The organism is Enterorhabdus sp. P55 (assembly GCF_009911695.1).
In the GTDB taxonomy this organism is placed as follows: domain Bacteria; phylum Actinomycetota; class Coriobacteriia; order Coriobacteriales; family Eggerthellaceae; genus Enterorhabdus.
This window is the reverse complement of the sequence record NZ_QWKK01000016.1, coordinates 25,364-36,663: the sequence shown is the minus strand read 5'-3', so window position 1 is coordinate 36,663 and position 11,300 is coordinate 25,364. Positions and strand designations below refer to the sequence as shown.

Below are 11,300 nucleotides of genomic sequence, written 5' to 3'. Positions count from 1 at the left end.
GGGATACGGAATCCCAGCCGTCGCAAACCGACTTGAGGGCGTTCTCGATGTTGTTTAGCCGCGTGGGCGTGATGGGCGTGTAGCCGCTTGCGTTGTCGTTCCAGGCGGTCTTCTTGTAGTTAATCGTCATCAGGCCTCCTCGAACAGGTCAGGGGCCACCTCGCGCAGCGCCGGTATGATCTCCGCCGGCACCTCGTCGAGGGTCTTGCGCCCGGCGCGCACCAGGCGCGCGTAGCTCTTGGCTATCGCAATGTTGGGGACTGCCATCAGTTGCCTCCGATCAGCGTCTCGTACAGGGTCGTTATGGCCTCGTCGGTGTCGAGCTGCGCCTGGGCCTGGGCCTCATAGAGCTCGACCACGGCCTCGTCTAGGTCGGAGACGTGGGCGGGGGCGTCGTCGAGCCACGCCTCGATCTCCGCGCGTCGCGCCGCCTCGGCCTCGGCCTTCTTCCGGGCCTCCTCCTCGGCGCGCTTGCGCTCCTCGATCTCCTCAAGCTCAGCCTCGGTGTAGGGGACGTACGCCAGCACGTCCTCCGTCTCATCCCATGGCTCCTGGGCGGGCTGCCACTCCTGGGTGATGATTTCGCGGTAGAGGGCGGCGAGGAGGTTGCCGTCCTCGTCCCGCTCGTCGTACTCCGGCATACCAGGCTCCGGCCACGCCAGCACCTCCTCGCGCACCTCGGGCACCTCCGGGGTGCCGGGGTGGTGGGCGATGACGATGGTGTCCGGGACGAGCTGCCCGAGGTCGAGGTCGGGGTCGCGCAGCTCCTGGCCGCGCTCGTCGATGATTCTCATGCCGTCCTCCGATACATGTAGATGCCAAGGAAGAGCTTGGTGTCAGTGATCTCCACCCATGTCCCGCCGAAGAGGGAGGCGGGGTTGGCCGCCGCCCGCGAGAAGTAGACGGCGTTGACCGGGTAGGACTTGAGCGCGATGGCCGCGTTTGACGTGACGCCCGTGCCGCCGTTGGCAATGGGCAGCGCCCCGAGCGTGTCCCCGAGGCCCAGGGCCTTGCGAAGGGTCTGCTTGTTCATGTACCCCCCGTCGCCCCACTGCTCCGTGAAAACGGGGATATAGCCCGCGTCGGGGAGCGATGTGTCGAACAGGGAGTGAATAAGCCCAGTGGAGCCGGTGAGGGACTTGACGCCAGTACCTCCCCGGCCGACCGGAATGACGCCCCCGTCGATGTCGGATGCGTCGTGGACGTGGCCCACGTACGGGCCGGGCGCCACCTCGAACAGCGGCACCGGCTCGTGCGGCGTCAGGCCCTCGATCCTCACCTCGTAGAGGGGCTGCTCGGCGGCGGAGTCGCCCGCCAGCAGGTCGCCGTCGATGTGGGAGGGCGCCACGGGCTCGCCGGCGGTCTCCTCGCCCTTTCGGACGATGATCTCCACCTTCTCGGCCGGGGCCGTCTCGATGCGGGCGACCACGATGTCGATGCGGTTGTACCCGGGCGTGCCGTTGTCGAGGGTATAGTCCTCGTAGGCGCCGTCTATGGCCCAGTGGCGCCCGCAGACCATGGCGTCGCCGCCCTGGATGCGGATCGTGTTGGAGTTGGGCACGGACGCGGCGAACTGATCGCGCAGGGGCAGCACGTACTTGCCCCCACCGTAGGTCGCGGCGTTGCGGCGCGCGTCGTTTATCGCGAGGACGTGCGGCTGTCCCTGGTGGGATGTGACTAGGTGCGGCATCAGACCTCCGTCTCCGTCTTGGTCTCCAGCGTGAGGCCGTCGGCGCCCACGGTCGCGACGATGGAGGCTATGGCCGTCGTCACGTCGACGCCGTGCTCCACGCTGACGCCGCCGACTATATCGCCGATGTCGTAACGCTCCGACCCGTCCGATACGACCGAGCAGGTGCGCAGCTCCTCCTGGAGGTCGCGCAGCTCGTCCATGCCCTCGGCCAGCAGCTCGTCGGCTTCGAGGTTGGTGTTCTCATAGACCTTGGCCTTGTGGTCGGAGCCGAACAGCGTCTGTGTGGTGGAGACGTTTCCGTCGGCGTCTGCGTACACGTCGACGATGGCGCGGGCCGTGCCCTCGCCGAGGCCCATGCAGTGCAGGTGGTTGTAGGGGCGGGTGGTGCGCACCACGAAGTCGCCGCGGTTGCCGTCCAGGCCGTCGCTCACGTACTCGGCGCGGGGGACGGCGGAGAGCACCGCGCGGCGGAGCCCCCCGTCGTAGCGGACGCGCAGCTTGGCGCCGACCGAGCGCAGGGCGTCGGTCACGACCGTGTAGGCGTCCATCCTGCTGGAGGCGCGGGACACCCCGTAGCCGTCGAGCCGCATCCCGCTGTCCTCGCCCGAGGCCGCCATGCACAGGCCGAGCCCCTGGCGCTCGATGAGCCGCCCCAGCACGGCGTTGATCTCGCCGGTGAGCACCAGCCGCTCGCTGCCGGGGTCTGGCACCACCACGGTGGTGGCCAGCAGCCCGTGCCAGGTGCGCCCCGAGGCGGTCACGTAGTCGCGGGTGGTGTCCACCTCCATGCCGTCGACGACCCCGCCGTACTCGGTGCCCTCCACCATGAGGTAGTCGCCCGCCCGCACCCCGTCGGAGGGCGGCACGCGCAGCTCGAAGGTGTTGAGGCGCCCGACGGTGAAGTCGCCCTCGCACCACTCCAGGTAGCCTATCTCGCGCCCGTGGGCGTCCGCGTGGATCACGCTGACCACGGCGTCCACCTCTCCTCGTAGAGCGTCACGCCCACGTTGTTCACGCCGTCCCAGCTCGCCACGCTCTCGCCGGCCGGCACCTCGGCGAACACGTGGGCGCCCTCCTCGCGCACCCCGGCGGCGAAGATGGACTGCTCGACGCCGGCTGCCGACCGCAGGACGATGTCCTTGCGCCTCCCGTAGCCTCGCACGATGATGAGCTCGCCCTTGCCGGCCGAGGCCATCACCTGGTAGCGGTTGCCCGCGATGATGACGAAGGGGTTCACGCAGGGGCCCGGGAATGCGATGTCGCAGGGGCTGGGCAGGGGCGAGGGGTTCGCGATGACGGCGGTGGTGCCCGTCGAGTACGTGTAGTCGTGGGCGTAGTCGTGCGGGTAGTCGAGGCCGCCCTCGGGCTTGTCCCACACCGCGAGGGTGTGGGAGGTCTCGCGCACCCACGCGGGGCGCTCCACGGTGAAGGTCACGTCGATGGCGGCCATGTCGTCGAAGTAGTACCAGTCGGACAGCGCCAGCCCCGACGCGTAGCAGCGCAGGTAGCAGCCCCCGGCGCGCAGGGTGCCGGGGACGCACCGCCGCGCGTCGACGCCCAGCACGTCCACGAGGCGCCGGCGGGCCCCCTCGTCGCCCCCGTCCACGAGCACGCGCAGCGAGCGCGTTGATATGCCGGAGGAGAACGACGTGATGACGCCGCCCGTGCTCGCGAAGTCCATGGACATGTCCAGCAGGTCGGTCTCGCCGAACCCCCAGCGGCCGGGCGCGCCCCCGAAGGACACCTCCTGGCCGAGCGAGTTGACGTAGGTGAGCTCGTCTATCACAGGTACGCCTCCGATTCCCGCACCAGCCGCGCGAACTCGCGGCGGTTGACCGTGAGCGCGCGCAGGCAGTACGCCTCCATCATCTTGGGCAGCTCGCGGCGCAGCGCCCGCAGCTCCGCCACCACCTCGTCCATCCCCAGGCCGCCGGCCTCGCCGATGGCCTGGCCCACGTCGGCCATGGCCCGGCGGTTGGTGAGCGGCAGCACCGCCTCGGCGCCGGCCTCGCCCACGCCGATGACGGACGGCGCGGCGAACACGCCGCCGGTGGCGTACCAGTCGATGCCCAGCGTCGGTATCTTGCCCTGGAGCAGGTCGCCGATCTGCCAGCCCGGCGGGTTGATCGCGAAGTGGGGCAGGTTGATGTGGGGCAGCTTTATCTTGAAGTTGGAGAAGAAGCCGCCGATGGCGTCGATGATCCCCTTCACCAGGCCCTTCGCCGTCTCGATGGGGTTCACGATGGCGTTCTTCACCCCCTCGAAGATGCCCTGCACGGTCGAGACGAAGCCCCAGAAGGTGCTCACGGCGGTGTCCACGATGGACGTGACCGTGCCCACGACCGTGGAGCTTATGGCGCCCCACACCGACATGGCCACGCTGCTCACGGCGTTCCATATGCGCGCCCAGGTGTTGTACAGGCCCGTGATGACGGACGTGACGACCGAGGCCAGGCCGTTGATGACGTTGGCGCCGATCTGGAGGATGCCGTTTACGATCGAGGAGAACACCTGCCCGATGCCCTCCCAGACGCCCTTCCAGTCGCCGGATATGGCCGCGGTGACCACCTGGATGATGCCCTGGAGCACCCCCAGCGTCGTCTCCACCACGGCCTTGACGTTGCCCCACACCAGCTCGATGACGGAGGACACGACGCCCCAGGCGGCCTCCCACACCCCCTGGATGACGGCCATGGCCGTCCCTATCGCCTCGGCCATCATCATGACGGCGGGGATGATGTTCTGGCCGATGAAGATGCCGAGCTGGGTCATCGGCGGCAGCACGGTGGAGAGGACGAAGTCGGCGAACGCCTGGAGGATGGGGAGGACGTTCTCCCCGAACCACCCGGCCAGCTCCGCGACGGCGGGCACCACGGTGCCGGCGACGAAGCCCGCCACCTCCATGAGCGCCGGCACCACGTTCTCCAGGAGGAACCCGGCGAACCCGGTGAAGGCCGGAACCACGCTGTTGAGCACGAAGTCGGCGAGGGACGCCAGCGCCGGCACCACGTTGTCGGCTACGAAGATCGCGATGTCCACGACGGCGGGCACCACCTGGTCGGCGATGAACCCGGCGAGCGACGTGAGGGCCGGCACGACGACGCCGGACACGATGTCGGAGAGGCTGGGCAGGGGGCCCGACGCCACGCCGGACAGGGCCTCGCCGAGCCGGCCGGCCACCATGCCGGCGCACTCCATCACCGTCGAGCCCAGCAGGTCGACTGCCTGCCTGAACGGCTCCACGCTGTCGTAGGCCCACTTCGCCCCGGCCGCCAGCGCCGTGATCGCCGCCACCACCGCGAGGATGGGGCCGCCGGTGAAGCCGGCGAGCAGCTTGGGGACGGCGGAGAGGGTCGAGGTGATCTTGCCGAAGTTGAGCGCGGCGACGGCCGCGCCGACGCCGGCGAGCGCGATCCCCACGTACTCCGCGTGGGCGACCACGGCTTCGGCGGCCGGCACCACCGACCCGGTCACGAACTGCACCACCTGGCGCAGCGGCTCCTGCACGCCGTCGTAGACCTTGAGGGCCAGCTCCTCGAAGGCCGACCCCATGGCGGCGAGGTCGCCGCCCAGGTTGTCGGTCATGACGCGGGCCATCTCCTCGCCCGCACCGGCCGAGTCGTAGAGCTCGTCGCGGAACCCGGACAGCTCGTCGGCCCCGGCGTTGAGCATGAGGTTGAGGCCCTTGATGCTGTCTGCGGTGAAGGTGCTCTGGAGCGCGGCGGCCTTCTCCGCCTCGCCCATGCCGTCGGTGGCGGCCTCCACGTCGGCCAGGATGTCCGCGAAGTCGCGGTAGTTGCCCTCGGCGTCCATGACGGCCACGGACTGGTCGCCGACGGCGATGGCGCCGTCCCGCATCTTGGCGGTCATGTCGCGCAGGACGGCGTTGAGGGCGGTGCCGGCCTCGGAGCCCTTGAGGCCCTGGTTGGCCATCATGGCGATGGCTGCCGAGGTGGTCTCCACGTCCATGCCGGCGGCGTTGGCGTTGGCCGCGCAGTTCTTGAAGGCCATGCCAAGGCCCTCGACCGAGGTGTTGGCGTTGGCTTGCGCGTAGGCGAGTACGTCCACCATGCGGGCGGTCTCGCCCGCCTCCATGTTGAAGGCCGACAGGTAGTCGGTCACGAGGTCGGATGCGGCCGCCAAGTCCATCTCGCCGGCCTGGGCGAGCGTGAGGACGCTGCCGACGCCCGCGAGCATCTGCTCGGTGTCCCAGCCGGCGAGCGCCATGTACCCCAGCGCGTCGGCGGCCTGGGAGGCGGAGAACGTGGTGGAGGCCCCGAGCTCGCGGGCCTTCGCCTCGAGCTGGCCGAGCTGGTCGCCGGTCGCGCCCGACAGCGCGGCGACCTTGGACATGGAGCTCTCGAAGGTCGAGCCGATCTCCACGACCGACGCGGCCATGTCCTTGAGGGCGCCGGCGGCCATGGCGATGCCCTGGCTTGCCAGGTTCGCCATGACGTTCTTGAGGGTGGTGTAGCCATCCCCGGCGTCCTTGGCTGCCCTGGCCCCGTCGCGGGTGCCCTCCCACTTGAGGCCGGCGTCCGCCTTCCTCAGCCCCTCGACCTCCGAGGTGATCTTCCTGACGCCGCTGACGGCGCCCTTGTCGTCGAGGGTGACCTTGAGCGTTATCTGGTTAGCCACGGCGCGCCGCCCTCATCCCCGCGGCGAACACGTCGGCCATGGCGTCGTCGGCCGCCTTGGCGCTCCGCTGGGCGTCGCCGTCCAGCGCGAAGTGGCGCCGGCGCGCGGCGAAGGCGTCCCGCTCGGCCTTGTTGTGCCTCGTGGCCTTGGGGGGCTTCGCGAGCCGCGCCCTCACAGCCTCGGAGAAGGGCGTGCTCTCGCCGGTCTCCATGAGCGAGGCGAGCAGCCCCACCATGTCCGCGAAGGGCAGCGCCCGGCTGGCCTCGTCCCAGTCGATGCCGTAGGCGGCGAGCAGCGACGCGCGGATGCGCGCGGCGTCCTGGCCCCAGTCGAAGGCGGGGGCCTCGTCCCCGTGGGTGTGGTCGGAGTCCAGGCCGAACGCCTCCCAGAGGATGTGGGACAGCAGGCCCTGGGGGTCGCCCTGGGCGGCCTCGGCGGCCTGCGAGGGGTCGGGGAAGATCATGGAGGGGAGCAGCGACGCCTTCTCCCAGTCGCGCAGGGACTCGTCCCGGAACAGCTCCAGGACGAGCAGCGCCGTCCTCGCGGAGTCGTACACGTCGACGGGCGCGCCTCCGTGCTCGTAGCGGCTGACGGCGCGCCCGCGCTCGTCGTGCCTAGTCTCCCTGGTCAGGCTCGGGCTGCGCATCGTATACCTCCGCAAGGTAGTGCGCAGCCTTCTCGTCCATCCGCCCCTCGTAGCGGGCCATCACGATCTCTTTGACCGCCGCGAACACCTGGCCCAGCAGCTCGGCGTAGGCGGCGTCCGGCAGCTCGCGGTAGCCTGACGCGGCGGCCCTGATCTCCGCGACGGACTCCTCGCCGATGGCGGCCTCCAGCGCCTCGCGCACGATCCTGCCGACCTTGGCGAGCGCCTTGCGGGTGCCCTCCACGTCGCGCTCCTCCTCCGCCTTCTTGGCGAGGAGCCGGGCTGCCTCGGCCTTGTCAGCGGCCTTGATGCACACGCCGGCCAACTCGACCAGGCCGTCGCCGGACAGGTCGACGACGGCGTGCACGGTCGTCGACGACCCGTCGGCGTCCTCCACCGTCACGTCCAGCGGCTCGTAGAGCGATCTGACCTTGATCTCCATGGGGTTGCCTCCTTTTCTTGCGCAGAGAAAAGAGGAGGCCGGGGAGGCTGCGCCCTTCCCCGGCCTCTGCCGATATGCTCCCGCGGGTGTCGCCTAGGCGGTCACGGTCACCTTCGCCTGCGCGTTGACGCTCGGGCGCGTCGCGCACTTGACGGTGATGACGGCCTCGCCGGCCTTGAGGCCGACCACGTTGCCCTCGGCGTCGACGGAGCAGACCTCGCGCCCCGCCTCGTTGACGGCGTAGAAGCACCAGTCGGAGGCGGTCGAGGGGGTGACCGTCGGGGTGATCTGGGCCGTGGCGCCGACGGCGACCTCCACGTCGGCCACGGTCACCGTCTCGGGCAGGTCGGTGCCCTCGGCGGGGGAGACCTGCACGGGGTCGCCCTCGCAGGTGACCGAGAACGCGAAGGGCACGTTCGCCGTGCTCTCCCCGTCGGGGGTGTGGCCCTTGATGTTGGTGATGACCACCGGCCACTCCAGCACCTCGCCGTCGGGGTTGGTCAGGCGCACGCGGGTCTTGCGCTCGCTGCCCTTGGTGTAGGCCAGCGAAGCGACGTAGTCCTGGGCCTTGTCGCCGCGCAGGCGGTCTCCGGTCACGTCCCAGCCGACGTTCACGCCGGTGACGTTCTTGCTCGACGCGCCGCCCATGTTCCAGTAGGCCTTCTCGTTCAGGTTGTCGGAGCCCGCCCAGGCGATGGAGTCGATGCCCGGGCCCACGTAGGCCCAGTCCTCCTCGCCCTGCGGGTTGGTGTCGATGGTCATGGAGTGCATGTAGTTGATCTCGAAGCCGATGTCCACGGTGTCCTCCTTCTATAGTTCCTCGTAGGTGACCGTGGCGTCGAACGCGTAGAGCCAGCGGCCCTGCGGATCCCACGTCACGAACCTGGGCCCCTCGGCCTCGCACGACACGAGCCGGTAGGAGCCGTTGGCGGAGAGCAGGGCGCCCTCGCGGCGCATGAGGCGGCTGGCCTCCGTGGCGTCGCCGAGCGCGGCCTCCTCGCCGAACCTCTTGCAGATGACGGTCAGGCGCTGGGATGTCGTCCCGGTGCCGTCCCAGTAGCGGCGCGCGCCCATGGGCGGCCCCGCGGTGATGACCGTGGCCTCCGGCATCTTGGATGCGTCCGCCAGCGTCATGGTGACGCCCGGCATCCCCGCCGCCTCCAGCAGCGCCTCGGCCACGTCCAGCAGGTCGAGCCTCCTGGTCATCCGATCCTCCCCTCGTAGATGCGGCCCACGTAGTCGAGCCATTCCGGCAGCCTCTCGCGCGCCCACGCCTCGTCCCAGTGGTCGCAGGTGCCGGGGTGGCTGTGGGCCATGGGCACGTAGTACTGCTCGGCGGCGTAGGGGGTCGACCAGGTGATGAGCCCGGCGCGGAACATGCTGGCGATCTGCGCGGAGGCGCGCAGGGTGCCCTCCGCCACCGGCACGTAGCGCCTTATCTCCAGCTCGGCTCGCCTGGCCGCCTCCTCCAGGATGTCGGCCCGGTCTCGCTCGATGCGGGCGAGGCCCGACAGGTCGGCGCTCACGCTCATCCCAGCTCCACCTCCCAGTGGTGCACCTGTCCCCCGCAGCGCAGCTCCTCGCACCTGGTGACGGCGACGGGGACGGAGCCGTCGACGCTCACGAGGGAGCCGACCGGGACGCGGAAGGCCCCCTCGGTGGCGACGGCGTCCACGTACATGGTGCCGCTGGGGCCGTCGGCGAGCTGGTAGCCGGTCTGGCGCACCTCCTGGGCGCGCTCGAAGGCGACTCTCCGCAGCTCCACCGGCTCGGCGTACACGCCCCCAAGGGAGCCCTTGGCTGGCACCTGCACCACCGCCGTGGACGTGAGCAGCCGGCGGGGGATGGGCGGGGTCATGCGATCCCCTGGTATAGCAGGGACGACCCGACGAGCTCGCGGCGCACGGCCCGGGCCATGTCCACGTCGTAGGCCGACGCCCCGGACGCGGCGGAGCCGAGGGCGGCCGAGAACTTGCCGAGCGTCACCGACGCCAGGCCCTCGCCGATGCCCCCGGACGCCCCGTAGGCCGCATCCACGTCCGCGGCGGCGCACACCGCCCGGGCGTAGGCGTCCTCGTCGTCGGCGTCCGCCGGCTCGTTCGCCCCGATGACGGCATGAACCGCAGACACCGCTGCCCGGAGGGACGCATCGAAGGCGTCCTCCCCGAGCGTTCCGCCCCAGACCTCGTAGTCCGCGTATGCGACGGGAGGAAGGCTCATGCCTCCCCCTCGCCCTTCCCGGGCTTCTTCGGGGCGGCCTTCGGCGCCGCCTTGGGGCGGGTCTTCGGGGCCGCCTCGCGGACGCGCACGGTCTTCCCCGCCACGGTCTTTCCGGTGGTCTTCACGGGCCGCCTCCTACTTGCTCGCGGCCTTCGCGGCGGCCGCCTTGGCGCGCAGCACGCCCGCGGCCTTCGTCTTCTTGAGGGCGCAGCCGCAGACGAACTCGGCGTCCCCGGTCTTGACGGCGCCGGGGGTCTCCCAGTTGGGCAGGTGCACGGAGATCGCGTTGCCGCCCTTGAGCGTGATGCCGTGGAACTCGTTGAGGCCGAAGCAGACGGCGTACACGTCGTCGGTCGTGTGGGAGCCGTCCTTCATCTCCTGGATTCGGACGCCGTTGTATGCGGACACCTGGCGCCCCATGTCGTCTCGGGACGTGGTGGCGAGTCCGAGGACGCGCCCGATGGCGTTGATCTTGACCTTCATCGCGGGGGACACCATGAGAGCGTCGGGGTCGCGCGTGAGCGCCGAGAGCATGGTGTCGAGCTCCTTGCAGAAGGCCAGCGCCGACTCCTGGGTGATGACCGTCAGGTCGGTCTCGCTCGCGAACTCGGTGGCGGAGCCGGCGAGCGCCTTGTTGAGGCCGTCGAACCCGTTGGCGTCAGCCTCCGTGTCGCCGTTGATGACGGTGGCGCAGAACTTGCGGATGATGGCGTTCTTCGACTCCTCCAGGTAGAGGGCGTAGAGGTCGGGTGCCGCGTCCTTGGTCACGCGGTCCATGTCCCAGGAGTCGGACAGGATGGCGACCTGGGTGCTGACGCGCTCGACTGTGGGCTTGCTCTTGGCCGGCTCGGAGTTGAGCGCGCGGAACGCCGCCGTCTTCCCCTCCTTCACTCGCTTGTAGGTGTAGACGAGGTCGGACGTGCCCGAGCTGGTCAGGCAGTCGTCGAACGTCATGCTGGACAGCAGGAAGCTGTCGGTGATGATCTCGCTGATGAACCCCTGGACGAGCTTGTCGTCGGAGTTGGTCGCCAGCTCCTGAAGTGTGATCATTGGCTATGCTCCAATCTTGTCGCGGACGCCCTCGCGGATGGTCTTGGCGATGCCGTCAGACCCTGGGGCGCCCTTGGGCGTTCCGCCCGTGCTCTTCGTCGCGTCCTCCGAGGCGAACAGGTAGGGCGCGGCTTCTTTCAGCTTGGCCACGTCCCCGCCGAACTCGCTCAGTCGGGCCGCCGCGGCCACGGTGTCGATGCATCCGGCCGCCTTGAGCTCGCCCTCCGCCTCCTTGGCCTCCTGGGCCGCCTTCCACTGCTCGAACTCGGCCTTGAGCGCCTTGTAGCCCTCGGCCTCCGCCTTCGCGGCGTCGCGCTCCGCTTCGATCTTGGCCACCTCGCGTTGGTGCTTGTGCACGCTCATGGTGGCGCCGGGCGCGGTTGCCTGCGTTGCGGGCTCTGCCGGCGGTGCGGCCTGCGTTGCGGGCGCGGTTGCCGCGGCGGATGCCGCGCCCGGCTCGGTCGTCGTGGTCGTGGTGGTGTTCGTGGGATCCGTGTCCGCCATTCTTCCAGCCTTTCCCCGGGGTTTGTTTGCCGCGCTTCTCTGCGCGCTTCGGTGCCTGTTTGTCGCACAGGCGGGCGATGCGGGGCCGTTGCCGCCGCCCCTCGCGT

General features: G+C 70.1%; 16 protein-coding genes. All 16 read right to left on the bottom strand.

Annotation, left to right across the window (positions count from 1 at the left end):
• Positions 1-129: 129 nt before the first annotated feature.
• On the bottom strand, positions 130-267 hold the full coding sequence (locus tag D1643_RS11550) for a CD1375 family protein (RefSeq protein ID WP_201750932.1): 138 nt from the start codon (positions 265-267) through the stop codon (positions 130-132).
• The gene (locus D1643_RS03135; protein ID WP_160708547.1) at positions 267-794 is read right to left on the bottom strand and encodes a hypothetical protein; all 528 of its coding nucleotides are present in this window, start codon (positions 792-794) and stop codon (positions 267-269) included. Before D1643_RS03135 ends, D1643_RS11550 begins: the two co-directional genes overlap by 1 nt.
• Positions 791-1,690: a hypothetical protein gene (locus tag D1643_RS03130; RefSeq protein ID WP_160708545.1), complete on the bottom strand. Its 900-nt coding sequence runs from the start codon at positions 1,688-1,690 to the stop codon at positions 791-793. The genes D1643_RS03135 and D1643_RS03130 overlap by 4 nt, the downstream gene beginning before the upstream one ends.
• The gene (locus D1643_RS03125) at positions 1,690-2,673 is read right to left on the bottom strand and encodes a hypothetical protein (protein WP_160708543.1); all 984 of its coding nucleotides are present in this window, start codon (positions 2,671-2,673) and stop codon (positions 1,690-1,692) included. Before D1643_RS03125 ends, D1643_RS03130 begins: the two co-directional genes overlap by 1 nt.
• Positions 2,652-3,479, bottom strand: coding sequence for a hypothetical protein (locus D1643_RS03120; protein WP_160708541.1), 828 nt, complete (start codon positions 3,477-3,479; stop codon positions 2,652-2,654). Before D1643_RS03120 ends, D1643_RS03125 begins: the two co-directional genes overlap by 22 nt.
• Positions 3,476-6,331, bottom strand: coding sequence for a phage tail tape measure protein (locus tag D1643_RS03115; protein WP_160708539.1), 2,856 nt, complete (start codon positions 6,329-6,331; stop codon positions 3,476-3,478). Before D1643_RS03115 ends, D1643_RS03120 begins: the two co-directional genes overlap by 4 nt.
• On the bottom strand, positions 6,324-6,977 hold the full coding sequence (locus D1643_RS03110) for a Gp15 family bacteriophage protein (protein WP_160708537.1): 654 nt from the start codon (positions 6,975-6,977) through the stop codon (positions 6,324-6,326). Before D1643_RS03110 ends, D1643_RS03115 begins: the two co-directional genes overlap by 8 nt.
• On the bottom strand, positions 6,946-7,419 hold the full coding sequence (locus D1643_RS03105; protein ID WP_160708535.1) for a hypothetical protein: 474 nt from the start codon (positions 7,417-7,419) through the stop codon (positions 6,946-6,948). The genes D1643_RS03110 and D1643_RS03105 overlap by 32 nt, the downstream gene beginning before the upstream one ends.
• Positions 7,420-7,512: 93 nt before the next feature.
• Positions 7,513-8,217, bottom strand: coding sequence for a phage tail tube protein (locus D1643_RS03100; protein WP_160708533.1), 705 nt, complete (start codon positions 8,215-8,217; stop codon positions 7,513-7,515).
• A 12-nt stretch (positions 8,218-8,229) separates the two neighbouring features.
• The gene (locus D1643_RS03095; protein WP_160708531.1) at positions 8,230-8,625 is read right to left on the bottom strand and encodes a minor capsid protein; all 396 of its coding nucleotides are present in this window, start codon (positions 8,623-8,625) and stop codon (positions 8,230-8,232) included.
• Positions 8,622-8,951 carry a minor capsid protein gene (locus D1643_RS03090; RefSeq protein WP_160708529.1) on the bottom strand — a complete coding sequence of 110 codons (330 nt, stop codon included), beginning with the start codon at positions 8,949-8,951 and terminating at the stop codon, positions 8,622-8,624. Before D1643_RS03090 ends, D1643_RS03095 begins: the two co-directional genes overlap by 4 nt.
• Positions 8,948-9,277 (bottom strand): minor capsid protein, encoded by a 330-nt coding sequence (locus tag D1643_RS03085; protein ID WP_160708527.1) that lies wholly within the window; start codon positions 9,275-9,277, stop codon positions 8,948-8,950. Before D1643_RS03085 ends, D1643_RS03090 begins: the two co-directional genes overlap by 4 nt.
• Complete coding sequence (locus D1643_RS03080) at positions 9,274-9,639, bottom strand: hypothetical protein (RefSeq protein ID WP_160708525.1); 366 nt, start codon at positions 9,637-9,639, stop codon at positions 9,274-9,276. Before D1643_RS03080 ends, D1643_RS03085 begins: the two co-directional genes overlap by 4 nt.
• A complete protein-coding gene (locus D1643_RS12020; protein ID WP_255478033.1) occupies positions 9,636-9,764 on the bottom strand; it encodes a hypothetical protein in 129 nt (42 codons plus the stop codon). The genes D1643_RS03080 and D1643_RS12020 overlap by 4 nt, the downstream gene beginning before the upstream one ends.
• 10 nt (positions 9,765-9,774) lie before the next feature.
• Positions 9,775-10,689, bottom strand: coding sequence for a major capsid protein (locus D1643_RS03075; protein WP_160708523.1), 915 nt, complete (start codon positions 10,687-10,689; stop codon positions 9,775-9,777).
• 3 nt (positions 10,690-10,692) lie between these two features.
• Positions 10,693-11,193, bottom strand: a complete 501-nt coding sequence (locus D1643_RS03070; RefSeq protein ID WP_160708521.1) for a hypothetical protein — start codon at positions 11,191-11,193, stop codon at positions 10,693-10,695.
• Between the last annotated feature and the right edge of the window lie 107 nt (positions 11,194-11,300).